This window comes from Janthinobacterium sp. PC23-8 (assembly GCF_002250505.1).
In the GTDB taxonomy this organism is placed as follows: Bacteria; Pseudomonadota; Gammaproteobacteria; order Burkholderiales; family Burkholderiaceae_D; genus Janthinobacterium.
Genome location: NZ_NJGY01000001.1, coordinates 1,174,538 through 1,200,822, shown reverse-complemented (window position 1 = coordinate 1,200,822; position 26,285 = coordinate 1,174,538). Strand labels below are relative to the sequence as shown.

Here is a 26,285-nt window from a genome sequence, read left to right as displayed (position 1 = left end):
GCTTCAACCCTATTTCGCAGGGATTTGTAAGGTTTTGATTTTCAGAAAGATACTACTTTGTGACGCCGTCACGGCAGGCGCCACAGGGCGCGGCAACAGCAATTGCATTTGCAGCATGTCGCCCTGCGGCGCAGCGACCTCAAGCACAAAACCGCAGCTCAGATACAGCATCAGCGCCACCTGGTTGTCGTGCGCCACAGCCAGCCTCACTGTCGCCAGCTCGGCGATGGTGCAGGCATGCTTGATGGCCGCCTGCACCAGTTGCCGGCCCAGCCCCCGGCCGCGCGCCTGCGGCGCCACATACACGCCCCACAGGACCGCTTTGTCGTGCACGACGGCAATCGCTTCGCGGCGCAGGCCGGCCATGGCGATCAACTGCGTATCATCAAAAATGCCAAATATTATTTGGAATTGGGTGGGCTGCAGGCGCTGGCGCATCTGTGCCATCGGCAAGCCGCTTTCCAGCGCATGGGTGGTGCAAAAGGCGGCCGGCAGTTCGGCGATGCCGGCCAGGCGCAGCGCGCGGTAGGCGGGCGCGTCGTCGGGCGTGAGCGGGCGGACAAGGTGGAGGAAAGAAGCGGCGGGCATGGCGATGAGTATCGGATGTTGTGATCGGAAAGTAAACCTTGCGATATGGTGCGTGTTTGAATAAGATATATCTTGTTACGATATATCTTAAGGATAGCCATGTCTCCCCTGATGCGCACTACCGATCTCCAGCCACCAGCCGCCGGGCGCGGCCCTAAAATGTTTGACGCCGGCACCTTGCGCTACCTGGTGCTGCAGCTGATCGCCGACCAGCCGCGCCACGGCTACGATATCATCAAGGCGATTGCCCGGCGCGCCGGCAGCGGCTATGCACCGAGTCCGGGCGCCATCTATCCGCTGATGCATGGCCTGGTCGGGCATGGCTACGTGGCCGTCAGTTTGGACGGCAACAAGAAGCTGCACAGCATCACGCCCGCAGGGCTGGCTTTTCTGGACGCCAACCGCGCCTATGTCGACGCCATCGCCGCCCGCGTGGGGGCGACGGCCGACAAGGACGATGACTTGCGTCACCTGATGCATGAACTGAAAGCCGTGGTGATCGCGCAGTCGCGTGGCGACGAGCCAGGCCAGGCCCGGGTCGAAGCGATCCGCGCCATCCTGCGCCAGGCGCGCCACGCTATCGAGGCGCTGGCGTGAAGGCCGCCATCGATCCGGTGCCCCTGCTCGATCCCGTGCGCGAACGCTGGATGCTGTGGCTGCTGGCACTGACGCAATTTACCGTCATCATGGACTTCATGGTGATGATGCCGCTGGCGCCGCAACTGATGCAGGCTTTCCATATCGGCCCGGCCGCCGTGTCGGGCGCCGTGTCGGCTTATGCCTGGTGCGCGGGGCTGTCGGGCCTGCTCGCGGCCACCTATATTGACCGCTTCGACCGCAAAACCTTGCTGCTGACCATGTTCTGCCTGTTTACCGTGTCAAATCTGGCCTGTGCGCTGGCGCCGAATTTCCATGTGCTGCTGTGGTCGCGCGCCTTTGCCGGCCTGACTGGCGGCGTGCTGGGCGCCATCGTGATGGCCATTATCGGCGACGTGATTCCGGCCGAACGGCGCGGCGCGGCCACCGGTATCGTCATGACCTCGTTCGCCATGGCAGCGGTGGGCGGCGTGCCGATCGGCGTGGTGCTGGCCGCGCATTTCGGCTGGGCCTCGCCGTTCTTCCTGCTGGTGCTGCTGTCGCTGCTGGTCTGGCTGGCTGCGGCGCGGGTATTGCCTTCGCTCACGGCCCACCTTGCCGCCACGCCCGCGCCGCTGCGCGAGGTGCTGCCGAACCTGCTGGCGCTGTTTCGCGAACCGCGCCATGTGCAGGCGTTTGCCTTGTCCGTGGTGAACATGGCGGCCGGCATGCTGTTGATCCCCTTTATTTCACCGATGCTGGTGGGCAACCAGGGCCTGACGCCGCTGGACGTGACCTGGGTCTACCTGGCGGGCGGCTGCGCCACCCTGGTCACGGCGCGCATGGTGGGGCGCTGGGCCGACCGGGCCGGCAAGCGGACGGTCTACCGCGCGATGGCCTTGTTTTCCATCGTGCCGATGCTGCTGATCACGCATTTGCCGCAACTGCCGCTGCTGGCGCTGATGCTGGTGTTTCCGCTGTTTATGGTGTTTGTGTCGGGACGGACGATACCGCTGCAGGCGCTGCTGACGACGATCCCCGCGCCGCACCAGCGCGGCGCCTTTCTGAGCGCCAATTCGGCGCTGCAAAGCCTCGGCAATGGCCTCGGGGCCTGGCTGGGAGGATGGACCCTGCACACGGATGCGGCCGGCCATATCAGCGGCTACGGCCTCAATGGCTGGCTGGCGGCTGGCTTGTCGCTGCTGACGGTATGGTGGGCCTCGCGCGTCAGCGGCGCTGCCAGGCCGGTGGCGATGAAAAACGAATGACAGTGTGGTTACGGTTTTATTGCTACCTGATGGAGCCATGGTGATAAAGCGCGTATTTTTGATAGTTTTTTTGCAGATACACTCTGATTTGCTCAAAAACGGAAAAAGCATGCGCCCCCATCCTCTGTCGTTCTGTGTACTGATGTTCATTTCTTCCATTGCCATGGCCGCGCCGGGCACGCCCCTGGAGCGTGCCCATGACCAGCGTGCAACCATGCAGGGCAAGCGTAATGCAGTGCAACATAGCATCAATGAAACCTCAACGCCCGGGCAACTGCGCGAAGCTGCGGCGCGCTTTGAAGGCATTATCGTCGAACTGGACCAGCCTGCCATGCGCGACCTTGCCAACGGCTCCACCTACCTGCGCGCCGAGCGTCTCAATAATCTGATTCCGCTGGCCGAGGTCTACCTTCGTCTCGACATGAAGGACAAAGCCCTGGAGGCGCTGGAACAAAGCCAGCGCTCGAGCTGGATTCCGATCGAATTTGACAAAATACCAGCCTTCGAAGGCTTGCGCAACGAACCTCGTTTTGCGGCGATCAACGCCCGTGCCCGGCTCGGAACGAGAATTTTCGATACACCTGCCCTCGCTGCTGGCTACCAGGAAAAACTGAGTGTCGCAGAGCGGATCGCCGGTCTGTCACTGTTCTGGCACGAAGCGCGCCAGAATTTCGTGTATTTCGACCATGTATCGAACCTGGACTGGAATAAGGTCTACCTCGACTACTTGCCCAAGGTAATGGCGGCGCAAACGACGCGCGAATATTATGATGTCCTGATGCGGCTGGCTCCTTTGCTGCAGGACGGGCACACGAATATCTATCCTCCGGATGCGTTGAGCAGCACGTACTATTCCAGGCCGCCGCTTCGCACGGCCCTGATCGAAGACAAGGTCGTGGTAGTCGGGGTCAGCAGCCCGTCGCTTGAAAAAATCATCAAGGTTGGCGACGAGATCATCGAGATCGACGGCATGCCCGCCAAGGCCTACGCCCAGCAAAACGTCGCCCCGTTCGTGAGCAGCTCGACCCCGCAGGACAAAATCATGCGCATCTATACCAATCAGCTTCTCGCTGGTGATGGCGCCAAACCTGTCCATCTTTCACTGGTGGGTGCTGATGGCAAGCAGCGCGATACCAGCGTGCAGCGTAGCGGCTACCCGGATGTCGGCAAGCCGCCGGAGTTTGAGTTCAAGCTGCTCAAGGACAATGTTGCATATATTGCGCTGGACCATTTTCAAAGTGATGCCGGTGTCCGGGCATTTGAAAAAGCATGGCCTGTCATCGAGAAAGCAACGGCCTTGGTGATTGACGTGAGAAACAACGGCGGCGGGTCAACCGAGTTCGGCCACCAGATACTGCGCCATTTGACCAACCAGCCTGTCAGGGGCGCCGCCAGTTATGTTCGGCTGGGCGATCCTGTTATCCGGGCACAGCATGGCAATGCAGTGCATTGGTTGCGCCTTGATGGCGGTGCCGATGAGCGTCCCGGCAACGCACCAGTGTTTACCGGTCCCGTCGCCGTCCTGTCCGGACCGCGCAGCTTTTCTGCGGCCGAGGACTTCCTGGTCGCCTTTGACCAGCTCCAGCGTGGGCTCATTGTTGGCGAGGCATCTGGCGGTAGCAGTGGCCAGCCACTGAGCTTTGAACTGCCCGGTGGCGGCATGGCGCGCATCTGCGTCAAGCGTGACACCTACCAGGACGGCCGCGAGTTCGTGGGCAAGGGCGTCATGCCGCAAATCGAAGCGCGGCCCACCCTGCAAAGCGTGCGCACAGGCGAAGATCCGGTACTGGCCGCCGCATTGTTGGCCTTGGCGCGCTAGCAAAGTAAAAAGAATATCCGCGCAAACGAAGTCATAAGTCAGCCATCTTGCCCATTTGGCCTAATAGTTGCCTAGTTGGTGACGCGCTGCATCGGCGCGCTTTCCTTGCGCCAGCGCTCCAGGCTGATCAAATCGCCTTCGGCCGTGTCGTCGACCAGGATGCGCTTGCCGTCTGGCGTGACGAGAAAGCTTTCCCAGCGGTGCGCCGCATCGGGCGCGTTTTCAAAAAAGCTCAGTTGAAAATAGGCCTGGCCGTCGACCAGGCGCTGTTCGGGCGCCGTTTCCATCACGGCGCCATGGGAACGGCCGCCCGAGATTTTTTCGATATGCGCCGACCAAGCGCGGATTTCCGGCAGCGCCAGCAGCGCATTGACGGCCTTGTCGTCAGGCTGCGCGCCGGCTGCGCCCTGTGGCGCCGGCGAGCTTGCTGGCGGCTGGTACACATAATACGCGCCCAGTGCGGCGGCCAGCAGGCCGGCCAGGATGCCGGCGGTAATGGCGGTTTTGGAAGACGAGGCGCATGCTTGCATGGTGGCGTGCTGGAGGTGGATGATGGCGGCCATGCTAAAGCAAAATCGGGGCGCGGGCAATCGCCCGTTGACGGCAAAAAAATGGACGAAAAAAAGCCACCTTCCGTGGAAGATGGCTTTCGGGGTTGCCGCAGATAAAAGAGCAGCTTTTGGTCTGCCAGCTATCATGCGGCGAGTGCGGCCCGGCAGCGCCGTCGACTGCGCGCCTGGCCGCAGGACCTTACATCATGCCGTCCATGCCACCCATGCCGCCCATGCCACCCATGCCGCCGCCCATGCCGCCGCCTGCTTTGTCGTCAGCGATTTCGCAGACCATGCAGTCGGTTGTCAGCATCAGCGAAGCGATCGAAGCGGCGTTTTGCAGCGCCGAACGGGTCACTTTGGCTGGGTCCAGCACGCCCATTTCGACCATGTCGCCATAGGTGCCGTTGGCAGCGTTGTAGCCGTAGTTGCCGGTGCCAGCCAGAACGGCTGCCACCACGACCGACGCTTCTTCGCCAGCGTTTTGCACGATCATGCGCAGTGGCTCTTCCATGGCGCGCAGGACAATCTTGATACCTGCGTCCTGGTCAGGATTGTCGCCCTTGACCGTGATGTTGGCGCGTGCGCGCAGCAGGGCTACGCCGCCGCCTGGCACGATGCCTTCTTCCACGGCAGCGCGGGTCGCGTGCAGTGCATCTTCAACGCGGGCTTTTTTCTCTTTCATTTCGACTTCGGTGGCAGCGCCAACCTTGATCACGGCAACGCCGCCGGCCAGTTTGGCCACGCGCTCTTGCAGTTTTTCACGGTCGTAGTCCGAGGTCGCTTCTTCGATCTGCACGCGCACTTGCTTGACGCGCGCTTCGATAGCACCAGCTTCGCCGGCGCCATCGATGACGATGGTGTTTTCCTTGCCCACTTCGATGCGCTTGGCCTGGCCCAGCTCTTCGAGCGTTACTTTTTCCAGCGTCAGGCCGACTTCTTCAGCGATCACCTGGCCGCCGGTCAGGACAGCGATGTCTTCCAGCATGGCTTTGCGGCGGTCGCCGAAGCCTGGTGCTTTCACTGCGCAGGTTTTCAGGATGCCGCGGATGTTGTTGACCACCAGCGTCGCCAGTGCTTCGCCTTCGATGTCTTCGGCGATGATCAGCAGTGGACGGCCAGCTTTGGCCACTTGTTCCAGTACCGGCAGCAGGTCACGGATGTTCGAGATTTTCTTGTCGCACAGCAGGACGAATGGATTGTCCAGGATGGCAACTTGCTTTTCTTGATTGTTGACGAAGTACGGCGACAGGTAGCCGCGGTCGAACTGCATGCCTTCCACGATGTCGAGCTCGTCGTTCAGCGACTTGCCGTCTTCGACGGTGATGACGCCTTCCTTGCCGACTTTTTCCATCGCTTCAGCGATGCGCTCGCCGATCGAGTAGTCCGAGTTGGCCGAGATCGCGCCAACCTGGGCGATTTCCTTGGTGGTGGTGCAAGGACGGGCGATTTTCGCCAGTTCTTCCACGGTTGCGGCGACAGCCTTGTCGATGCCGCGCTTCAAGTCCATCGGGTTCATGCCGGCGGCAACGAACTTCATGCCTTCGCGCACGATGGCTTGTGCCAGCACGGTCGCGGTGGTGGTGCCGTCACCGGCGTTGTCGCTGGTGCGGGAAGCAACTTCCTTGACCATTTGCGCGCCCATGTTCATGAGCTTGTCTTTGAGTTCGACTTCTTTGGCGACCGAGACACCATCCTTGGTGACGGTCGGGGCGCCGAACGAGCGCTCCAGGACCACGTTGCGGCCTTTCGGGCCCAGGGTCACTTTGACTGCGTTGGCGAGAATGTTCACGCCTTCGACCATCTTGGCGCGCGCTGCGTCGCCGAATACTACTTCTTTAGCTGCCATGTTCAATTCTCCAGAAATTTCGGAATAGATCTATTTAAAACGTGGAAACAATTACAGAACGACGATCGCCATGATGTCTTCTTCGCGCATGACCATCAGTTCCTGGCCATCGACTTTGACGGTCTGGCCGGCATATTTGCCGAACAGCACGCGGTCGCCCACTTTGACATCCAGAGGACGGACTTTGCCGTCGTCGAGAATCTTGCCATTGCCTACGGCAAGGACTTCGCCTTGATCCGGTTTTTCAGCAGCTGCATCAGGAATGATGAGGCCGGACGCAGTCTTGGTTTCCTGGTCGAGGCGTTTGACGATGACGCGATCGTTCAATGGGCGCAGATTCATACAAAACTCCTTAAAGTTCAATGGATAAGTGTTGCTCGATCCTGGCCAGCCCGGCATCGCGCCAGGCCAACTGTCGACCGACCGCCGTATCACGACGGCATGCAACGAATCAAGCAAGCCTCGTTCGTCCCTGGCCTGTCCGCCTCTGGCGGGAGTGCGCCGCGGTGTCGCCCACCGCGCGTACTCCTTGCCAAAAGCAGGCAAGCACCGGTTTGTCATGAAGATTGCTACGAAAGAGTTTGTTAGCACTCTCTACTAACGAGTGCTAATTATAGGGACGGCAGGGGGCTTATTCAAGGGGAACATATTTATACACGATTCGTGCAGGCTGCATAGTGACTGGGGTTTGCGCTGCCGCAAGCCATCTTCCCGGGCGTCAGCGGCGCAAGCGACTCTGGCATGGCCTGCGCGACAGGGCTGCTTCTGTACACACGAGTAACACATCGCATGGCTAAAATTTTTCAGGATGACCAGTATTTGCCTCTGACGCCGCCCAAGGAACCGCGCAGGAGCATCCCTGGCACGCCAGAAACAGTGACATGATGATAAAAACCCTGTATTTGTCGGCAACTACGCGTATTGATGTAATTATGTGTGACAGTAACGTGATTCGGTTGACGCCCGCATGACCTGCGTCCTATAGTGGCGGGATGATTTCCGAATTCAACGAATTATCCGACAAAATCGGCTTGCTGGCCGAGATGACCCATGCGCTGCGTCGTGAAAACGCGCAACTGCGCAAGGACAATACCGCCCTTGCTGCGGAGAACGCGCTGTATGTGCAGCGCATGCGCGAGGCGCAGGAGCGAGTCGAGGCGCTGCTGGAAAAGATTCCGGAACTGGTACAGTCGGGCCTGGAGCAAGCCGCATCCGAAGCCATGGCCCATGCGGCTGACAACGGGAAGGAAGCGTGATGGCGCGTGTCGATGTCAATATCATGGGCCAGTCCTACAGCATGGTCTGCCGCGAAGGTGAAGAGCGCGCGCTGCGCGAGGCGGCCATCTACCTGGACAGCAAGATGAAAGCCATCCGCGATGCAGGCAAGGTCAAGGGCAACGACCGCATTGCCGTGCTGGCGGCGCTGGGCGTGGCGGCGGAGTTTTTGTCCGTCAAGTCGCCGCAGGGACCGCTGTCCGAACTGACCATCCTGGAAGTGAAGCAAAAAATTTCGGCCATGCACATGGTCCTCGACAGCGCGCTCACGCCTCAAGAGAATTTATTTTAAGCAGCTCTTAAGTGCCCGGGCCGCATGTTCGGTACGAATTTCCTTTGCGATGTGCGGACTAAGGAGTAAACTTCCGGCTACCCTGCAGTGTTCGCGATTGCCATATATTCCTTGAACCATTTATGCGCATCGGTTGCGAATTTTGTTTGATGGGAGTGAGCGTCGCTCGTTCGACGAACCCGAAATTGAACTAACGTGACCACCTTGAACCGTTTGGTTCGGGATGCCGGCATAGCGGCACAGGCGGGGCCTAATACAGAAAGAACGGTTGCAGCACTGTGTGCGCAACCGTTTTTTTACGTCCCGACGTTCTATTCAGGGTTGCTTATGAAACAGTACTGGTTGATGAAATCCGAGCCCACCGAAGTGAGCATCGATGACCTGATGGCGGCGCCCGGGCACACCATGCCCTGGTTTGGCGTGCGCAACTATCAGGCGCGCAACTTCATGCGCGACGGCATGCGCGAGGGTGACGGCGTGCTGTTCTACCATTCCAGCTGCGCGCAGCCGGGGGTGGCGGGGGTGGCCGAAGTGGCCAGCACGGCCTACCCTGACCACAGCCAGTTCGAGCGGGACAGCCATTATTTCGATCCGAAGGCGACCCAGGAACAGCCGCGCTGGGTCAGCGTCGACGTGCGCGGCCTGAAAAAGACGGCGCTGCTGCCGCTGCTTGAGTTGCGCCAGATGCCGGCACTGGAAGACATGCTCCTGCTGAAAAAGGGCAGCCGGCTGTCGATCACGCCGGTCACGCCGGCGCAGTGGCAAGCCATCCAGGCGCGGCTGAAGGATTAGTCCGGCGCCTGCGTGCCGACTTCCTCGATATCGATTTCCATGCGGTAGGCCAGCGCGATGAACAGCGCCTGGCACAGGCAGATGGTGCCGGTCAGCGAGCGGAAGGCAAACGCGCTGCCTTCGGTCACCGTCAGCAGGGCGTCGGCGCTGCGCGCCAGGGGCGCGAGCTTGCTGTCGGTAATGACCAGCGTCTTTGCGCCGTTGTCATGCGCCATGCGCGCGCATTCCAGGGTTTCCTTGCCATACGGCGCAAAGCTGATGGCAATGGCCACATCGCCTTCGCGCACGCTGCGCATCTGGTCGCGGTGGCCACCGCCCAGGCCCGTCACCAGGTGCACGCGCTTGCTGGTGTGCTGCAAGGCATAGGCAATATAGGACGCCACCGGAAACGCGCGCCGCACGCCCACCACATAGATATTGTCGGCCTGCTGCAGCAAGGTAACGGCCGCCTCGAGCTGCTCGTCATCAAGCCCGGCCGCCAGCTCATCGAGGCCGCTGCGGCTGGCGGCGATGAATTCGCGCGTCAGGTCGCCCGTGCGCACCTTGCTGTCGCGCGAGGAAATCAGCTTGCGGATGCGCTGGCGGTAATTCGGCGCGGCGCGCGCCTGCTCGGTATACGCCTGGCGGAACACGTCCTGCATTTCGCTGAAACCGGAAAAGCCGAAGCGCTGCGCGAAGCGCACGATGGCCGACGGCTGCACGTCGCAGGCGGCGGCGATGTCGCTGATGCGTTCGAGCATCAGGCTGGCGCGGTGCTGTTCGACATGCTTGGCGATCAGTTTCAACTGGCGCGACAGGCTGTCGTATTCATCGACGATTTGTTGCATTAACTGGTCAATCGCGGCGGGTTGTGCCATCTCTTGTGCTCTCTTGTATCGGCTGTGGGCAAGGCACGGCTGGCGCCATGCTGACGCCCTCTTTGCTGGATAAATTATAGAATCGAATTCCAGAAATAGAAAGAAATTTCGATTTTATTCCATTTGGAAAAAATAATTTCAGCCATGGCTGTCGCATTTGCGTGTGTCAGCTGTGCGTGTCGCCGGGACGCGACCACGCCGGCGCGCCGCGCCGGGTGGTGGCAAGCTTGGCAAGGGAAGAAGGACGCCGGCTCAGGCGCCGGTGAGGCGCGCCTTGGTCGGCGGCGTGGCCATGATGCGGCTTTTGTACGACCAGACCAGCAGGGCAATCGCGCCGACGATCATCGGCAGCGACAGCATCTGGCCCGAGGTGATCGGCACGCCGAACCACACGACTTCCCAGTCCGGCGTGCGGAAGTATTCGGTAAAGAAGCGCGCGCAGCCATACAGCAGGGTGAACATGGCGCCGACGGCGACGCGCGGATGCGGCTTGCGCGCAAACAGCCACAGGATGATGAACACCAGAATACCGTCGACCAGCATCTGGTAGATCGGCGACGGGTGCACGGGGTAGGGGATGCCCGGCCACTGCATGGCCCACGGCAGGCTTTCGGGCGCGATGCGGCCCGGCAGTTCGGCGTTGATGAAGTTGCCCAGGCGGCCGGCGGCGTAGCCGAGCGGCACCAGCGGCGCGATAAAGTCGAGTACGTCGAACAGATTGCGGCCCGCCTTGCGGCCCCACAGGTACATGGCCAGGATTACGCCCAGGAAGCCGCCGTGGAAGGACATGCCGCCATGCCAGACCATCAATATTTCCAGCGGATTGTGAAAGAAGTATTCGGGGCGGTAGAACAGCACTTCGCCCAGGCGCCCGCCGATCACCACGCCCAGCATGCCATAGAACAGCATGTCGTCGAGGTCCTCCTTTTTCCAGCCCAGCACGGCGATATGGGGCTGTTTGATGCGCACGCGGCCCAGCGCAATGAAGAGGGCAAAGGCCAGCACATACATCAGGCCATACCAGTGCACGGCGAGCGGGCCGATCTGGACGGCAATCGGATTGGGCATCGGGTGTATCAGCATCGGTGTCTTTCTAAAGATTGGGCAAGGTGCCGCGCAGCAGGGCCAGAAAACCCTGCAGCACGGGCGAGGTATTGTCGCGCCGCCAGGCAAGCCCCGTCTCGACCAGGGGCGTCGGGTCTTGCAGCGGCCTGTATTCTACGCCGGGGCGCATCAGATTCGATACCGATTGTGGCACAAGCGCGATGCCCATGCCAGCCGAGACCAGGCTGACGATGGTTTGCATCTGGATCGCCTGCTGGCCGATCAGGGGCGTCACGCCGGCGGCGCCGAACACGCCGAGGATGGCGTCGTGCAGGGCCGGCGAGATGGCGCGCGGGAAAATGATCAGGGGCAGCGCCGGCACGTCGCGCAGTCGCACCGGGCCCGGTGTGTTCAATATATCCAGGCCGGCCGGCGCGGCCAGCACCAAGGGTTCGGCCAGCACTGGCAGGTAAGCCAGCGCCAGCCTGGCTTTATCGGGCAGCGGCGGGATCAACAGGCCGGCGTCGACCCGCCCGGCCAGCAGTTCCTCGAGTTGCAGATCGGAGGTTGCTTCCTGCAGCGCGATCTGTACTTGCGGATAGGCCGCCTGATACGCGCGCAGCAGCGGCGGCAGCACGCTGTAGTCGGCCGACGAGACGAACGCCAGTGCCAGCCGGCCCGCTTCGCCCTGCGCCGCGCGCCGCACCAGCGCCGGCAGGTCCTGCGCCTGGGCCAGCATGCGGCGCGCTTCGGGCAGCAGGGCGGTGCCGGCCGGCGTCAGGCGCACTTCGCGCCGCGTGCGGATAAACAGCGGCGCGCCCAGCAGGTCTTCCAGCGCCATGATGGTTTGCGACAGCGGCGGCTGCGTCATGTGCAGGCGCAGCGCGGCGCGGCCGAAATGCAACTCTTCGGCAACGGTGACGAAATAGCGCAACTGGCGCAACTCAAGAGGCATCATTGATATGTATTTCCATGTTGAACAATTGCTGTGATATCTATTTCGACTCACAGCCATGTGCATCATATATTTGACAGGCAGGCGTGCGCAAGGCAATCTGGCGTACCCCCACTGCACGCAGGGTTGTGTTCTCCATCCCGGCAGTCAGGCAACTCTTTTGAAAGACCATCATGCCGCAATACCGCTCACGCACCACCACCCACGGCCGCAACATGGCCGGCGCCCGCGCCCTGTGGCGCGCCACCGGCATGAAGGACGGCGACTTCGACAAGCCGATCGTGGCGGTCGTCAACTCGTTTACCCAGTTCGTGCCCGGTCACGTGCACCTGAAGGACCTGGGCCAGATGGTGGCGCGCGAGATCGAAGCGGCCGGCGGCGTGGCCAAGGAGTTCAACACCATCGCCGTCGATGACGGCATCGCCATGGGCCACGGCGGCATGCTCTATTCCTTGCCGTCGCGCGACCTGATCGCCGACTCGGTCGAATACATGGTCAACGCCCACTGCGCCGACGCCATGGTCTGCATCTCGAACTGCGACAAGATCACGCCGGGCATGCTGATGGCCGCCATGCGCATCAATATTCCGGTGGTCTTCATTTCCGGCGGCCCGATGGAAGCGGGCAAGGTCGTCAAGGTGGTCAACGGCAGCCAGAAGATCATCAAGCTCGACCTGGTCGACGCCATGATCAAGGCCGGCGACAGCAGCGTGTCCGACGCCGACGTGGCCGAAATCGAACGCTCGGCCTGTCCCACCTGCGGTTCGTGCTCGGGCATGTTTACGGCCAACTCGATGAACTGCCTGACCGAAGCGCTGGGCCTGGCCCTGCCCGGCAACGGCACGATTCTGGCCACCCACTCGGACCGCCAGCAGCTGTTCCTGCGCGCCGGCCGCCTGATCGTCGAACTGGCCAAGCGCCACTACGAGCAGGACGATTATTCGGTGCTGCCGCGTTCGATCGCCACCAAGGCCGCGTTCGAGAACGCCATGGCGCTCGACGTCTCGATGGGCGGCTCGACCAACACCGTGCTGCACCTCCTGGCCGCCGCCCACGAGGCGGAAGTCGAATTCACGATGGCCGACATCGACCGCATTTCGCGCAAGGTGCCGTGCCTGTGCAAGGTTGCGCCGATGACCGACAAATACCATATCGAAGACGTGCACCGCGCCGGCGGCATCGTGGGGATTCTGGGCGAACTGGCGCGCGCCGGCCTGTTGAACACCACCTTGCCGACCATTCATGCGCCGACCATGGCCGACGCCATCGCGCAAAACGACATCAAGTGCACGGACGATCCGGCCGTGCATGAACTGTTCCGCGCCGCGCCGGGCGGCGTGCCGACGCAGACCGCCTTCTCGCAGTCCGAGCGTTTCGCGTCGGTCGACACCGACCGCGCCACCGGCTGCATCCGCGACAAGGCGCACGCCTATTCGCAGGATGGCGGGCTGGCCGTGTTGTACGGTAACCTGGCCGAGAAAGGCTGCATCGTCAAGACGGCCGGCGTCGACGAAAGCATCTTGAAATTCTCGGGCAAGGCGCGCGTGTTCGAAAGCCAGGATTCGGCCGTCGCAGCCATCCTGGAAGACACCGTGCATGAAGGCGACGTCGTCATCATTCGCTACGAAGGCCCGAAAGGCGGCCCCGGCATGCAGGAAATGCTGTACCCGACCTCGTATATCAAGTCGAAGGGCCTGGGCAAGGCCTGCGCGCTGTTCACCGATGGCCGTTTTTCGGGCGGCTCGTCGGGCCTGGTGATCGGCCACGCCTCGCCGGAAGCGGCCGAAGGCGGCGCCATCGGCCTGGTGGAAGAGGGCGACTTCATCGATATCGATATCCCCGAGCGCACCATCAACCTGCGCGTCACACCTGCCGAACTGGCCGCGCGCCGCGCCGCCATGGAAGACAAGGGCGAGGCCGCCTGGCTGCCCGTCAACCGCGACCGCTATGTGTCGCAGGCGCTGCAGGCCTACGCGGCCCTGACGACGTCGGCCGACCGTGGCGCCGTGCGCGACCTGTCGCAGCTGAAAAAGCGCTGATCGTTGTAAAAACGCCGCATTGTCACGCCGCTTTTCGAAGCGGCGTGGCATAGGGTTACATCGCCTTACAAACAACATGGGAATTGGCGCGCGCTTGGGGCAAAATGGGTTTGCCGCAAGTGTTTGTTGTTTTAGAACACTTGATCTGAGCTCGTGGTGAACCTGCCGAAACCCGGTAGAATGCCGGCAGGAAGTTACTCTGGAGAAAAGACAATGAAACGTTCCATGATGTTGGTAGGTGTACTGGCTGTGTCGGCATTGACCTCGCAAGTGGCGATGGCCAACCCTGACCTGGCGAAAGCAAAGAATTGCATGGCTTGCCACGCCATCGGCAGCAAGCTGGTCGGTCCTGCGTACAAAGACGTGGCCGCCAAATATGCCGGTCAAAAAGACGCGGAAAACAAGCTGGTGGCGAAAGTCATGAAGGGCGGCTCCGGCACCTGGGGCGCGATCCCGATGCCGGCCAACCCGCAGGTCAGCGAAGCGGAAGCCCGCACCCTGGTCAAATGGGTGTTGGCGCAGAAATAATCTGTGCCGAAACCGCAGTAGCACCGCAATTAACGCGCCGGCATTCCCGGCGCGTTTTTTTTAAAGATTGCCCATCCCTTTCAATGTCGCCCTGACCGCTGCCTCCAGCGGCGTATGCGGCTCGTGCCCCAGCACCGCCAGCAGTCTTGCATTGTCCATGCGTAACGGCGTCTGCCACAAGTAACGCATCTCGCGCAGCTCGCGCAAGGTTGTCACAAAGGGCGCCGCCACGGTCATCAACCACCACGGAAAGGCTTTGATGCGCGGCGTGCGGCCCGTGGCCTGCGCCACCACGCGCGCAATTGCTTCGCTCATCTGGCGTCCGTCGTGGTCCCAGTGCCCGGCCAGGTGAAAGCGCGCGAACGGCGGCAGGCTGCTGCGCAGCGCCAGCAGCTCGACCATGGTGAGCGCCACGTCGGGCAGGTAAGACCATTGATGGCCGACGCCCTGCGCGCCCGGCGTGTTGATCGCGCGCACCGGCTGGCCCGGCTTGATCAGGCCTTGCGCGAACCAGTTGTTGCCGGCGTGGGGACCGAAAAAATCGCCGGCGCGCACGATCAGCACGCGTGCTGTACCGGTGCTGGCGGCGCGTTCCAGCCGCGCTTCCAGCGCCACCCGGATCGCGCCCTTGCGCGTGGCCGGGTGCTGGGGGGAGTCCTCTTTCAGCATGGGAAAGGCATCGGCGCCATAGTTGTAGACGGTGCCTGGCAGCACGATGGTGGCGCCTTGTGCCTGCGCGGCGGCAATCGTGTTGTCCAGCATGGGCAGCACCAGTTTGTCCCAGTCGCGGTAGCCGGGCGGGTTGACGGCGTGCACGATTACCGCGCAGCCCCTGGCGGCCACCAGCACGTCGGCGCCCACCATGGCGTCGCCCCGAACCCAGGTGACGCCGTCGCTGCGTGGCGAGGGCGGTTCGCCACGCGCCATGGCGCGCACCTGCCAGCCCGCCGCCAGCAGCTGGCGCACCATTTCGCCGCCGATGCCGCCGGTGGCGCCCAGTACCAATGCCGTCTTGTTGTCCATGCTGTTCTCCCTGTGGTTGATGGGGTGTAGTATCGCCGCAGGCAGGCTAGTTGGGAATTGACGAACATCGCCCATCGGCTATACATTTATGCATGACCAAAAATATCGCCTGGGAGTACTACCGTTCGCTGCTGGCCGTGCTGACCCACGGCTCGCTGTCCGCCGCCGCGCGCGCGCTGGGCATCACGCAGCCCACCGTCGGTCGCCATGTCGCCGCGCTGGAACAGGAACTGGGCGTGGCGCTGTTTACGCGCTCGCAGCAGGGCTTGCTGCCGACCGAGGTCGCGCTGGCCCTGCGGCCCCATGCGCAGGCGATGGCGCACACGGCCAGCCTGATGGAACGCGCAGCCGGCAGTGCGGGCCAAGGCGTGGCCGGCGTGGTGCGCATCTCGGCCAGCGAAGTGGTGGGGGTGGAAGTGCTGCCGCCGATACTGGCGCGGCTGCGCGAGCGCCATCCGGCGCTGGTGGTGGAACTGGTGCTCAGCAACCAGGTGCAGGACTTGCTGCGGCGCGAAGCCGATATCGCCGTGCGCATGGTGCCGCCGCGCCAGGAACGGCTGGTGATGCGCAAGGTGGGGGTGATCGAGGTGGGCCTGTTTGCCCACCGCGACTATCTGGCGCGCCACGGCGAGCCGCAGCACACTGAAGACCTGGCAAGCCATGCATTGATCGGCTACGACCTGCCGAGCCCACTGGTGCGCGGCATCGCGGGCGCCTGGCAAGCGCTGTCGCGCGAGCGTTTTTCCCTGTGTTGTGACAGCGACCTGGCGCAGATGGCCTTGATATGCGCCGGCGCCGGCATCGGCGGCTGCCAGGTGCTGCTGGCGGCCAGGGAGCCCGCCCTGCAGCGGGTGCTGCCAGACGCTTTTACTCTGCCCCTGGAAACCTGGGTGACCATGCATGAAGACCTGCGCAGCAGCCTGGGCTGCCGCGCGGCCTTCGATGCGCTGGTGGAAGGATTACAAGACTACACAGCTTGATTACTTGACGACTTCCATCTTGGTCTTCTTGCCGTCACGGTAAGTAAATAAGGTCAGCGCGCCATCCTTGATGTCGCCATTGGCGTCAAATGCGATCGGTCCCGTCACGCCCTGGTATTTGACTTTCGCCAGGAAGGGCAGGTAGACGGAAGGCTTCGAGGACTTGGCGTCGGCCATGGCGGTGGCCATGGTCATCACGGCGTCGTACACATACGGCGCGTACAGCTGCACGTCCATATTGTATTTCTGCTTGTAGCGGGCGCGGAATTCGTCCATGCCTTTTTGCTGCGCGCCCGTCACGCCGCCCGCTTCCGCGCAGGTCACCAGGTTTTCGCCGATGGCGTCGCCGGCCAGCTGGCCCAGCGGCTCCGTGCACAGGCCGTCGCCGCCCATGAACTTGGCCTTGATGCCCAGCGCCTTCATCTGGCGCAGCATCGGGCCGCCCACCGAATCCATGCCGCCGAAGAAGACCAGGTCAGGATTTTTGGACTTGATGCTGGTGAGAATCGCGTTGAAGTCGGTCGCATTGGCATTGGTAAATTCCTTGCCGACGATTTGCACGCCCGGCATGGCTTTTTTCGCGCCCTTGACGAACTGTTCCGCTACACCCTGGCCATAGGCCGTGCGGTCGTCGATCACGGCGATCTTCTTGGCGCCCAGCTTGCCCACGGCGTAGGCGCCCAGAGTGCCACCGAGCTTGTTGTCATTGGCCACCACGCGGAAGGCCGTGTTGAACTTTTGCTGGGTGTAGGTCGGGTTGGTAGCGGCCGGCGAAATTTGCGGAATGCCGGCGTTGAAGTAGATGCGCGAAGCGGGAATGGTGGTACCGGAGTTCAAATGTCCGATCACGCCGTTGACCTTGGCGTCGACCAGCTTTTGCGCCACGGCTGTGCCCTGTTTCGGGTCGCCTGCGTCATCCTCGCCCACCAGCACGAATTTCACGACCTTGCCATCGATTTTGAAACCCTTGGCGTTCAGGTCCTCGATTGCCATCTTGGCGGCGTTTTCATTATCCTTGCCCAAGTGGGCGCTGGCGCCCGAGACCGGAGCGACGTGGCCTATCTTGATGATTTCCTGCGCCCCTGCATGGCCGGCAAAGGCGAATGCGATGGCGAGGGAAAGGGTTGTGGTCTTGAGCAGCATAAAGATTCTCCAGTGGATAATATACGACGAGATACGACGAGATACGGCGGGCGGCGTCTCTTGAAACCGCTATGTGCGGCGGTGCGTGTGGAGAAAGGTACAATAAAAAACAGCGCGCGCAAAGCCGCAAATGCGCCTTTTTGCATTTTATCGCCACAATCACCAAAGTGAGGCGCACTGCACCGATTTCTATGGTGTGAGTGCACCAAACAATGGCGTTTGGGGCAGTGTGAGGTGGCGGCGGCCGATTGAATGAATTGATCGCATTTGAAATGACATGATGCGAACGGTCGGCAAGAAATCCTTGTTCAGTAGCTATGGCAGCAAGATTGTAAGCAGTTGCGCACCATTTCATGCGGCGGGCACCGACAGGCCAGCCATTGAGCCGCCAGAACCCCAAGCTTGCCGATCGATATCAAAAACATTCCGGAAAACAACAAATTGAACGATTTATTTGTTGCGACCCTCCCCAGGAGTATTTTCAGATGTAAATTGAATGCTCTTGGGAAAGTACAATCTGTACCGTCCGCGCATCCCCCTATTGCCCATCTCGCTGGAGACAAAATGAATAACGCTGTCCGCACCACCTTGCGCACCGCCGCCATTGGCGGCTTCATCGCCTTGCAATCGATCGCCGGCCAGTGCGCCGAGCCGGCGACGCACCACCCGCACTGGAGCTACAGCGGTACCTCGGGGCCTGAAAAATGGAGCGAAGTCGACAGCAAATTCACGTCGTGCTCGCAGGGCAAGGTGCAATCGCCGATCGACATCCGCACCACCGACGCCAAGCACGGCGCGCTGTCGCCGCTGACGTTCGACTACCAGGCCAGCCCGCTCAAACTGATCGACAACGGCCACACGATCCAGGTCAACTACGCGCCAGGCAGCTTCATGACGGTCGACGGCAAGCGCTACGAACTGCTGCAATTCCACTTCCACAAGCCGAGCGAGGAACGCATCGACGGCAAGAGGTACGCGCTGGTCGCGCACCTGGTCCACAAAAACGCCGAGGGCGAACTGGCCGTGGTCGGCGTGTTGATGGAGCCCGGCGCCAAGCGCGCCATGATCAAGACCATCTTCGACAACCTGCCGCCTCAAAAGGAGAAGGAAGTCGAAGTGCCCGGCGTCAGCATCAACATCGCCTCCCTGCTGCCGGAGAACCGCGCCTACTACAGTTTCAGCGGTTCGCTGACGACGCCGCCATGCAGCGAAGGCGTGGCCTGGTATGTGATGAAGAACGCTGTGCCGGTGTCGTCCGCGCAGATCGCCCAGTTCGGCCACGTCTACAAGATGAACGCCCGTCCGGTGCAGTCGGCCAACGGCCGTGTGGTGCTGGTCAACGACTAGGCCGGCAAAACCTCGATGGTGCCGGTGTTGACTTGCACTAGCGCACTTCCCTGACCATCGGATTTCCATGCAAGCGCAACTCGAATCGTCGCATGCGGTCGGCATCAGCCGGCTCGCACACGCCGCTCAAGGAGCGCCTGTCGCGCGTCTGCGACAAGCGCGACGGTATCCAGGTCGACGCCAACCGTTTCGGCATGTGCTACGGCGGTGCGCATGAAGTAGACGCGGCAGCGCTGCAAGGTGCTCTGAGCACCTTGCCTGCTGACGCCTTCATATCGCACGTTACCTTCGAACCAGGATCCGCTGTTTTCACCGATCACCGATGATCTGCGCGTGGCGCGAATGACGAATCGCTACCGATCCTGCTGCGCGCAAAGCGCAGCCAATCTGGCCTGAAAACAAAAGCACGGCGCAATACCTTCCAAGCTTTCCACGCGGGTTCGATTCCCGCCACCCGCGCCAGATGAATTGAAAGACTGCCTCCTTGCTTGCGTGGGCTTTTCGATTGCAAGAAATCTTCCATTCCGATGTGACCACCAAATAAGCTTAACGACATCAGCCAGTCCGTGACCCAATCCACCCAAGTTAAGGCATTCAGCAATTTTTCTGAGTCATCGATTTGTGCGGCTTTTGACCTTTTTTGCGTGGTGTCGAGCGATTTTCACGATGGCGATAGGTCCGACCGGCAATCAAATCGAGCATTGTCCGCAGTAGTGCGCCGACCTTTCTGCCGGTCCTCGCGCCCAGCAGAAGAATGGGGAGCAGCGGTTTGAGCGCAGTGTTGGCATAGGCATGATTGACGCGTTTGCTGTCGGGCAGAGCTGCGTCGGCATGCGCGGTCAGGGCGACGAGGGCCTGCAGGTTGTCGCAGACGATTTTGGCGGCGACATCCTGTGCCACGGCTTGCTGGGTCAGTCCGGTCACATGCTCCAGATTGAGCCTGTGCTTGAGCCGTTTGAAGGCCTCTTCGATGCCCCAGCGTTCGTGGTAGAGCTCGCCAAAGCAGCCGGCCGGATAAAGCTTGTCGTCCAACAGGTTGGTCATCAGCACGCGCTGTTCGCCGCCCGGCGAGACGTTGCGCACAAGGCGCACGCGCTGCGCTTTGCGCGAACACTCGTAGTCGAGCGCGTCGCGCTTGTTCGGCGCAGGCAGCATGACGACTTGATCCGGCGCCTTCGAGCGCATGAACGCCCGCACGCAGGCGAAGCCGCTGGTATTGTCGACGCGCATGCAGAATTTGACGGCGCGGTCGTTGAGCACGGCGACTAGCCAGCGGCAGGGGTAGCCACGGTCGAGCAGCAGCAGGTCGTCCGGGGAAAGCCGGTCCAGGTGTTCGAACAGAAACTGGCGTTTGCCGCGTTCGTGGACGTCGTGCAGGGCGGCGGCGAGCATCAAGTCAGGCCCCGGCAGGAACAGGCCGAACAGGATTTGATCGGCCAGCGCGGCGCGCTTGACATGGCTGGCCCTCAGACCGAAAAGCACTGTCGAGGCGTCGGCGGCGACCAGCCGCAGCCCGCACCAGCGCGGCACAAACTGGTCCGTCTCGGCGCGCGCGACGAGCCAATCGTTGAGGCCGGGAATGGCGTTCAGGGACAGCTTGGCGCGTGCCTGGGCGAACGCCTGTTCGGATACCTCGTGGACCAGCTGGGCTTGCTGGCGAAGATGGGCGAAGAAGGTGTCCAGTTCGGCCTGGATGCTCATCCGCATGCCCTTCCGCATGATGGCGACCAGCGTCGCCAGCGGCAGCTTGCGACGGCGCGAAAACGCGGTCGGATGGTCGGTGTGGCGGGCATCGTGGATAAACTCTGTTGAACATAAGTGGGCGGCGAAATCTTGAAACAACGTGGTTAGAACGGACATGGCGGCGATTGGAAATAAAAATCCACACTGCACGCCGCGATTTTAATCCGGTGTCAAGTGTATTTGTATTAATATTGAAAATAAATTACTTAAACGCACACCAATTCCTTAACTTGGGTGGATTGACTGGCCGGCGGTCTGGACTTGTGTATAACGAAGTGCAGCAACGCTGGCTCTTGCTTGGATACATGTGGGAAAGTGTGAGTATCTCAGGAAAAATAGATGCTAGAATTTGTATATTTAAATTTATTTAATGTTGGCATTTTTTGAACATTTCATATGAAAATATTCATTAATTTTTGATAATTTATCATCTATTTAATTTTTGGGAAAAAGTAAATTTTTTCTTGACGGAAATAAATTTTTTCGCTACGTTGTAAACAAGTTGCAATTTCGCAACTATTACTATTTAAATATTGGAGTGAAGCATGCAAGAATTAAGCTTTAACGAAATAGAAGAAGTATCAGGTGGAATTGTTCCTTTTCTCATGGCAGCTGCAGGTGTCGCCGGTGGTGCAGTAGCCTTGATCGAAATTGGAAAAGCTATCGGCGCAGCATACTATTACGCTACGCATTAAATGCCGAATTAGCAATATTCAAAAATCGAATTGTAAATACCAACTATTTAATTATCAAAAGGCATATTATGCAAGAATTACATTGCGGTGAAGTCGATCAAGTCTCTGGTGGCGTCGTTCCGTTGGTTGCCTACGCTGCCTACGCTGCTGCCGGTGCAGCGGTAGCTGGTCTGGTCGCTCTGGGAGCTTATGTCGGATATAACGACGCTAAATCTGCAGCCAAATGATAAATTAATTAAAAATTAATTTTAAATAAAAATTCCGCCTCATGTATTTTATATATAGGCGGATATTTTAAATATTATATATATTGGTAAATTATATGAATGATTTATTTGGTCGCATTTTATCTTGCGTAAATTTAATTCCTGCATATCTGCAAGTATTATTTTTGATCAGTGGTACTTCATTTTTTTTGTTTTTGATTGGCAAAACAATTGGTAAAGCATTTTTTTTCATGACTCACTAAAATAATTAATGCGATTCTAAATTATTTTGCTATAATATGTTTTTCTGAAAATTATATATTATTTTAATTGTGAAAATATCGATTCGCCCGTATGGGCGACGAGCCACGCCTTGCTCCTCATCACAGTTTCCATTTTAAAAGTAAATTATCTTGCGTGACCAATCCGGTGTCTCCGCTTCAGAAGCAAGCATAGCTCTTTCGGTTCAACCACTGTTCCGCCAGCAAGCTATCGAGCACTTGAGCAGTAAACAATACGGTACAGTGATACTGGCCCGCCCCGTCAGCCACCTGTTCCTAACCTGGCTATTTCTGGTGATCGCTATCACCATCATCGTTTTTTTCATTTTCTTCAGCACCACCCGCAAGGCACAGTCGCAAGGCGTGCTGCTGCCGACGAGCGGCGTGATCCGTGTGATGCCGGGCCAAACGGGCGTCATTACCAGGACCAGCGTCAAGGAAGGGCAAACCGTGCGTGCTGGCGATGTGCTGTTCGTATTGTCGGGTGAGCGCAGCAGTGCCAATGCTGGCGCGCCGCAGCAAGTCGTCTCAACCTTGCTGAAAAGCCGGCGCGACAGTTATGACGCCGAGCTGAAACAATCGAGCCTGCAGTCGCGCCAGCGCATGGCGGCCGGGCAGCGCCGCGCCAACGACCTCACGGCCGAGATCGCGCGCATGGACGACCAGATCGTGCTGCAGCAGCGCCGCGTCAGCCTGGCCGAGCAGTCCTATAAACGCTACAGCGATCTGCACGCCACCAATTACATCTCGTCGGCTCAGCTGCAGGACAAGCAGGCCGAGTTGCTGGACCAGCACCAGCGGCTGGCCGAGCTGCAACGCATCAAGTCGGCCAGCGGGCGTGACCTGGCTACTGCCCAGGCCGACGTACGCGACCTTCAAGTGCAGGCGCAGCGCGATGCGGAAAACCTGCAGCGCAATGTATCGGCCATCGAGCAGGACCTGACGGAAAACGAGGCGCGCCGCGAAATCCTGGTGCGCGCGGCGCAGGACGGCAAGGTCACGGCAATTACCACCGAAATCGGCCAGACGGTGGCCGCCAACAGCGTGCTGGCCTCGGTACTGCCGGAGGGCGCCCAACTGGAAGCGGAAATCTATGCGCCATCGCGTTCGGTCGGTTTTATCAAGCCGGGCATGGACGTGCTGCTGCGCTACCAGGCGTATCCGTACCAGAAATTCGGCCAGTATCCGGCGCGCGTGCGCGAAGTGGCCAGCACCTCGCTGCGCCCGGAAGACCTGGCCGTGCCGGGCGCCGTCAGCGGCACCAATGGCGAACCGTTATATCGCATCCGCTTGACCTTGCAGCGCCAGAGCGTGCAGGCGTATGGCGAAACGCTGCCCTTGAAGTCCGGCATGCTGGTCGACGCCAGCGTGCTGCTGGAACAGCGTCGCCTGTATGAATGGGTGCTCGAACCATTGTTCAGTATTTCCGGTCGCCTGTAGGCCTTCTTATTTCCTCTTTTTGGCTGCGCCTGATGCATTTACCCTCTCTTGCCCATTTGTCTTTCTGGCGCAGCAATCGCCTGCCCGTGCTGCTGCAAACGGAAGCGGCCGAATGCGGCCTGGCCAGTTTGTCCATGGTGGCCAGTTACTGGGGCCACCAGATCGATATTTCCAGCATGCGCCGGCGCTTTTCGGTGTCGTTGAAAGGCGTGACCCTGAAAGGCCTGATGGCCATGGCGCAGGGCCTGGCGCTGCATACGCGGCCCTTGAAACTGGACATGCAGCACTTGCCCGAGCTGAAGCTGCCGGCGATTTTGCACTGGGACCTGAACCATTTCGTGGTGCTCAAATCGGTCTCCGGCAGCCATGCGGTAATCCACGATCCGGCCGTCGGCGAACGCCGCTTGCCGCTGGCGGAAGTGGCCAAGCATTTTACGGGCGTGGCGCTGGAGCTGACGCCGACCGCCGAATTCAAGAAGGTCGAGGAAAAGCAGCAGTTCTCCCTGCTGTCGCTGATGGGGCGTGTGGTGGGCCTCAAGCGCGGCTTGCTGCAACTGCTGGTACTGGGCCTGGCCTTGCAGGTGTGCGCGCTGGTGGCGCCGTTCTATATGCAATGGCTGGTCGATGAAGCGCTGCTGGCGGCCGACCGCGACCTGATCACTGTACTCGGTTGCGGCTTTCTGCTGCTGGTGCTGATACAGACGGCGATTGGCGCCGTGCGCTCGTGGATTACCACCGTGCTGGCCACCAATCTGAACCTGCAATGGCTGGGCAATGCCTTCGCTCACCTTTTAAAGTTGCCGCTGCCGTATTTCGAGAAGCGCCATACGGGCGACATCGTCTCGCGTTTCAATTCGATCCAGACCATGCAGCGCAGCCTGACGACGCAATTTGTCGAAGGCGCGATCGACGGCGTGCTGGTGCTGGCCACCCTGGGCATGATGCTCATTTACAGCCCGCTGCTGGCCGGCGTGGCCTGTATCGCGGTGCTGCTGTATGTGCTGCTGCGCTGGGCCATCTTCAAGGCCCTGCGCGAGGCGACCGCCGAGCAGATTATCCACGCCGCCAAGCAGCAGACGCATTTTCTCGAATCGGTGCGCGGCATCCAGAGCATCCGCCTGTTCGGCCGTAATGAGGAGCGCCGCGCCAGCTGGATGAATGCGCTGGCCGACCAGTTCAACGCCGACTTGCGCATCGCGCGCCTGTCGGTGTCGTACCAGACCGCCAATACCCTGCTGTTCAGCGCCGAGCGCGTGATCGTCATCTGGATGGGCGCGCTGGCGGTGCTTGACAACCGTTTTTCGGTCGGCATGCTGTTCGCCTTTATCAGCTACAAGGATCAGTTCAGCCAGCGCATGGCCAGCCTGGTCGACAAGCTGTTTGAATTGCGCATGTTGCGCCTGCATGGCGAGCGCGTCGCCGATATCGTATTGACGCGTGCGGAAGAAGACAGCAACGACGTGGAAATCGATGTCGAGCATATTTCACCGTCGATCGAGATTCGCAACCTGGCATTCCGCTATGCCGACAGTGAACCGTTTGTACTGAGTGGGCTGAACCTGACGATACCGGCCGGCCAGTGCATTGCCGTCACCGGCCCGTCCGGCTGCGGCAAGACGACCCTGATGAAACTGCTGCTGGGCTTGCTGGAGCCGACCGAAGGCGAGATCCTGATCGGCGGCGTGACGCTGGCCAACCTGGGCATGAAAAATTACCGGCAGCTGTTGGGCACCGTGATGCAGGAAGACAGCCTGTTTGCCGGCTCGATCGCCGACAATATCAGCTTTTTTGCGCCGTCGCCGAACCAGCAGCAAGTGCAGGCCTGCGCCCAGCTGGCAGCCGTGCACGGGGAAATTGCCGCCATGCCGATGGGCTTCAATACCCTGGTGGGCGATATCGGCAGCGGCCTGTCGGGCGGGCAGAAGCAGCGTATCCTGCTGGCGCGTGCGCTGTACTGCAACCCGAAACTGCTGGTGCTGGACGAAGCGACCAGTCACCTCGATGTGTGGAACGAGCAGGCCGTGAATGCGGCGATTCAGAAAATCCAGCTGACGCGCGTGATTGTGGCGCACCGGCCGGAAACCATCGCCATGGCGCAGCGGGTGGTGGTGCTGCACCAAGGCAAGGTGGTGCAGGATATGATGCAGGAAGTAAAAGAGGCTGCCTGATCAGTACTGCGGCGGATGCAAATGCCCCAGCTCATGACTGACCGCATGCGCCACGATCTGCTCGAGCGACTGCTGCAAGTCTTCGCGCAAAGCGCCCCGCATGCCGATCAGGGCGTTTTGCAGCGCCGTTTGCAGCACCTGGGCGATGCGCTCTTCGAGCAGGTGGTCGATCTTGCCTTGCACCTGGTGCAGGATGCGCCGGGTCAGGCGCGCTTCGATGGCGTCCCAGTCGGGCTGCAGGGCTGCGGGACCCAGTAAAGGCGCCGGTTCGGCGATCCTGGCGGGCGGCGCCTCCTGGGGCTCGGCCGTCGTTTCATGCAAGGCTTCCGGTCCCGACAGCACTTCCGTCAGCAACGGGATGCCCTGGTCGAATGGCGGCCCGTTCATGGCTGATTGACCAGATTGGCCGCGACAAAATGGGTCGGCTGCACATGCTGCTTGCGGTAGTGCAAAAAGCGCTGGCGGCCGGCTTGCGCGTCCTCTTCATCCATGGACACGATTTCGAACACGCGCTGGAACTGCGCATAGCTGGCCGGGGGAACTTGCGACAGGTTGACGAGGATATCGTGGTGCGGCAGTGCCACAGTCTCATCAATAGTGAGCACGATGGGCGTCTGCGCGGCCAGCGGGTCGCCGACCAGCACGTGCGGCAGGAAGTCGGTGGCGGAAAATGTCCACAGGGCGGCATTCAATGCGTCGAGCTGGGCAGCATCCGCTGCCAGCACCACGATCTGGTTGCCGGCCATATAGGCCTTGCGCGCCAGGCGGCAGGCGTAGGCCAGCTTGTCCGGCACATTGGTATGAAAGTCGACGCGCGTCATATTGC

At 60.5% G+C, this 26,285-nt stretch carries 26 protein-coding genes and 1 other RNA gene; 15 read left to right on the top strand and 12 right to left on the bottom strand.

What is annotated here, in order from left to right; translation table 11 throughout:
- Positions 1-9: 9 nt before the first annotated feature.
- Positions 10-588: a GNAT family N-acetyltransferase gene (locus CD932_RS05235; RefSeq protein WP_094441707.1), complete on the bottom strand. Its 579-nt coding sequence runs from the start codon at positions 586-588 to the stop codon at positions 10-12.
- A 99-nt stretch (positions 589-687) separates the two neighbouring features.
- Here CD932_RS05235 and CD932_RS05230 point away from each other — a divergent pair, with 99 nt between their 5' ends.
- The 3 genes from CD932_RS05230 (at position 688) to CD932_RS05220 (ending at position 4,251) form a co-directional block, all read left to right on the top strand.
- Positions 688-1,185, top strand: coding sequence for a PadR family transcriptional regulator (locus CD932_RS05230; RefSeq protein ID WP_254926468.1), 498 nt, complete (start codon positions 688-690; stop codon positions 1,183-1,185).
- A 50-nt stretch (positions 1,186-1,235) separates the two neighbouring features.
- Entirely contained in the window at positions 1,236-2,432 is a 1,197-nt protein-coding gene (locus tag CD932_RS05225) for an MFS transporter (RefSeq protein WP_094443467.1), read from the top strand.
- 109 nt (positions 2,433-2,541) lie between these two features.
- Entirely contained in the window at positions 2,542-4,251 is a 1,710-nt protein-coding gene (locus CD932_RS05220; protein WP_176460884.1) for a S41 family peptidase, read from the top strand.
- A gap of 71 nt (positions 4,252-4,322) precedes the next feature.
- Here the strand turns inward: CD932_RS05220 and CD932_RS05215 are convergent, their stop codons facing one another.
- The 3 genes from CD932_RS05215 to groES all read right to left on the bottom strand — a co-directional run bounded on the left by CD932_RS05215 (position 4,323) and on the right by groES (position 6,993).
- Positions 4,323-4,814, bottom strand: a complete 492-nt coding sequence (locus CD932_RS05215; protein WP_254926467.1) for a hypothetical protein — start codon at positions 4,812-4,814, stop codon at positions 4,323-4,325.
- Positions 4,815-5,001: 187 nt separating this feature from the next.
- Positions 5,002-6,651 carry a chaperonin GroEL gene (gene groL, locus CD932_RS05210; protein ID WP_094441704.1) on the bottom strand — a complete coding sequence of 550 codons (1,650 nt, stop codon included), beginning with the start codon at positions 6,649-6,651 and terminating at the stop codon, positions 5,002-5,004.
- Between the two features lie 51 nt (positions 6,652-6,702).
- Positions 6,703-6,993, bottom strand: coding sequence for a co-chaperone GroES (groES, locus tag CD932_RS05205; RefSeq protein WP_094441703.1), 291 nt, complete (start codon positions 6,991-6,993; stop codon positions 6,703-6,705).
- Between the two features lie 650 nt (positions 6,994-7,643).
- Between groES and CD932_RS05200 the strand changes: the two genes are divergently transcribed.
- The 4 genes from CD932_RS05200 (at position 7,644) to CD932_RS05185 (ending at position 9,010) form a co-directional block, all read left to right on the top strand.
- Positions 7,644-7,907, top strand: coding sequence for a DUF904 domain-containing protein (locus CD932_RS05200; RefSeq protein ID WP_094441702.1), 264 nt, complete (start codon positions 7,644-7,646; stop codon positions 7,905-7,907).
- The gene (locus tag CD932_RS05195; RefSeq protein WP_094441701.1) at positions 7,907-8,218 is read left to right on the top strand and encodes a cell division protein ZapA; all 312 of its coding nucleotides are present in this window, start codon (positions 7,907-7,909) and stop codon (positions 8,216-8,218) included. Before CD932_RS05200 ends, CD932_RS05195 begins: the two co-directional genes overlap by 1 nt.
- 76 nt (positions 8,219-8,294) lie before the next feature.
- Positions 8,295-8,472: non-coding RNA, 6S RNA (gene ssrS, locus CD932_RS05190), on the top strand.
- A gap of 91 nt (positions 8,473-8,563) precedes the next feature.
- Complete coding sequence (locus tag CD932_RS05185) at positions 8,564-9,010, top strand: EVE domain-containing protein (protein ID WP_254926466.1); 447 nt, start codon at positions 8,564-8,566, stop codon at positions 9,008-9,010.
- On the opposite strand, the gene CD932_RS05180 is transcribed toward CD932_RS05185, so the two are convergent.
- The 3 genes from CD932_RS05180 to CD932_RS05170 all read right to left on the bottom strand — a co-directional run bounded on the left by CD932_RS05180 (position 9,007) and on the right by CD932_RS05170 (position 11,866).
- Positions 9,007-9,867, bottom strand: a complete 861-nt coding sequence (locus tag CD932_RS05180) for a MurR/RpiR family transcriptional regulator (RefSeq protein WP_094441699.1) — start codon at positions 9,865-9,867, stop codon at positions 9,007-9,009. The genes CD932_RS05185 and CD932_RS05180 overlap by 4 nt on opposite strands.
- 252 nt (positions 9,868-10,119) lie before the next feature.
- Entirely contained in the window at positions 10,120-10,950 is an 831-nt protein-coding gene (gene lgt / locus CD932_RS05175) for a prolipoprotein diacylglyceryl transferase (protein ID WP_094441698.1), read from the bottom strand.
- A 10-nt stretch (positions 10,951-10,960) separates the two neighbouring features.
- A complete protein-coding gene (locus CD932_RS05170; protein WP_094443465.1) occupies positions 10,961-11,866 on the bottom strand; it encodes a LysR family transcriptional regulator in 906 nt (301 codons plus the stop codon).
- A 173-nt stretch (positions 11,867-12,039) separates the two neighbouring features.
- Between CD932_RS05170 and ilvD the strand changes: the two genes are divergently transcribed.
- Together ilvD and CD932_RS05160 are read left to right on the top strand one after the other, a co-directional pair.
- Positions 12,040-13,905 carry a dihydroxy-acid dehydratase gene (ilvD, locus tag CD932_RS05165; protein WP_094441697.1) on the top strand — a complete coding sequence of 622 codons (1,866 nt, stop codon included), beginning with the start codon at positions 12,040-12,042 and terminating at the stop codon, positions 13,903-13,905.
- A gap of 213 nt (positions 13,906-14,118) precedes the next feature.
- Complete coding sequence (locus CD932_RS05160) at positions 14,119-14,433, top strand: c-type cytochrome (protein WP_094441696.1); 315 nt, start codon at positions 14,119-14,121, stop codon at positions 14,431-14,433.
- Between the two features lie 60 nt (positions 14,434-14,493).
- On the opposite strand, the gene CD932_RS05155 is transcribed toward CD932_RS05160, so the two are convergent.
- Positions 14,494-15,456 carry an NAD-dependent epimerase/dehydratase family protein gene (locus CD932_RS05155; RefSeq protein WP_094441695.1) on the bottom strand — a complete coding sequence of 321 codons (963 nt, stop codon included), beginning with the start codon at positions 15,454-15,456 and terminating at the stop codon, positions 14,494-14,496.
- A gap of 92 nt (positions 15,457-15,548) precedes the next feature.
- Here CD932_RS05155 and CD932_RS05150 point away from each other — a divergent pair, with 92 nt between their 5' ends.
- On the top strand, positions 15,549-16,436 hold the full coding sequence (locus CD932_RS05150; RefSeq protein WP_094441694.1) for a LysR family transcriptional regulator: 888 nt from the start codon (positions 15,549-15,551) through the stop codon (positions 16,434-16,436).
- Here CD932_RS05150 and CD932_RS05145 read toward each other — a convergent pair whose 3' ends face one another.
- Complete coding sequence (locus tag CD932_RS05145) at positions 16,437-17,579, bottom strand: branched-chain amino acid ABC transporter substrate-binding protein (protein WP_094441693.1); 1,143 nt, start codon at positions 17,577-17,579, stop codon at positions 16,437-16,439.
- 564 nt (positions 17,580-18,143) lie between these two features.
- Between CD932_RS05145 and CD932_RS05140 the strand changes: the two genes are divergently transcribed.
- Both CD932_RS05140 and CD932_RS05135 read left to right on the top strand, forming a co-directional pair.
- Positions 18,144-18,926, top strand: coding sequence for a carbonic anhydrase (locus tag CD932_RS05140; protein ID WP_094441692.1), 783 nt, complete (start codon positions 18,144-18,146; stop codon positions 18,924-18,926).
- 92 nt (positions 18,927-19,018) lie between these two features.
- Positions 19,019-19,252, top strand: a complete 234-nt coding sequence (locus CD932_RS05135) for a hypothetical protein (RefSeq protein WP_094441691.1) — start codon at positions 19,019-19,021, stop codon at positions 19,250-19,252.
- A 268-nt stretch (positions 19,253-19,520) separates the two neighbouring features.
- On the opposite strand, the gene CD932_RS05130 is transcribed toward CD932_RS05135, so the two are convergent.
- Positions 19,521-20,786 carry an IS4 family transposase gene (locus tag CD932_RS05130; protein ID WP_094441690.1) on the bottom strand — a complete coding sequence of 422 codons (1,266 nt, stop codon included), beginning with the start codon at positions 20,784-20,786 and terminating at the stop codon, positions 19,521-19,523.
- A 428-nt stretch (positions 20,787-21,214) separates the two neighbouring features.
- On the opposite strand from CD932_RS05130, the gene CD932_RS05125 reads away from it, so the two are divergent.
- The 3 genes from CD932_RS05125 (at position 21,215) to CD932_RS05115 (ending at position 25,459) form a co-directional block, all read left to right on the top strand.
- Positions 21,215-21,364: a class IIb bacteriocin, lactobin A/cerein 7B family gene (locus CD932_RS05125; RefSeq protein ID WP_094441689.1), complete on the top strand. Its 150-nt coding sequence runs from the start codon at positions 21,215-21,217 to the stop codon at positions 21,362-21,364.
- A 781-nt stretch (positions 21,365-22,145) separates the two neighbouring features.
- Positions 22,146-23,291 carry an HlyD family secretion protein gene (locus tag CD932_RS05120; protein WP_254926465.1) on the top strand — a complete coding sequence of 382 codons (1,146 nt, stop codon included), beginning with the start codon at positions 22,146-22,148 and terminating at the stop codon, positions 23,289-23,291.
- Between the two features lie 32 nt (positions 23,292-23,323).
- Positions 23,324-25,459 carry a peptidase domain-containing ABC transporter gene (locus CD932_RS05115; protein ID WP_094441687.1) on the top strand — a complete coding sequence of 712 codons (2,136 nt, stop codon included), beginning with the start codon at positions 23,324-23,326 and terminating at the stop codon, positions 25,457-25,459.
- Here the strand turns inward: CD932_RS05115 and CD932_RS05110 are convergent, their stop codons facing one another.
- Together CD932_RS05110 and CD932_RS05105 are read right to left on the bottom strand one after the other, a co-directional pair.
- Positions 25,460-25,846 carry a hypothetical protein gene (locus CD932_RS05110; RefSeq protein WP_094441686.1) on the bottom strand — a complete coding sequence of 129 codons (387 nt, stop codon included), beginning with the start codon at positions 25,844-25,846 and terminating at the stop codon, positions 25,460-25,462. It lies immediately after the preceding gene.
- Positions 25,843-26,280 carry a DNA polymerase III subunit chi gene (locus CD932_RS05105; RefSeq protein ID WP_094441685.1) on the bottom strand — a complete coding sequence of 146 codons (438 nt, stop codon included), beginning with the start codon at positions 26,278-26,280 and terminating at the stop codon, positions 25,843-25,845. Before CD932_RS05105 ends, CD932_RS05110 begins: the two co-directional genes overlap by 4 nt.
- Positions 26,281-26,285: the final 5 nt, after the last annotated feature.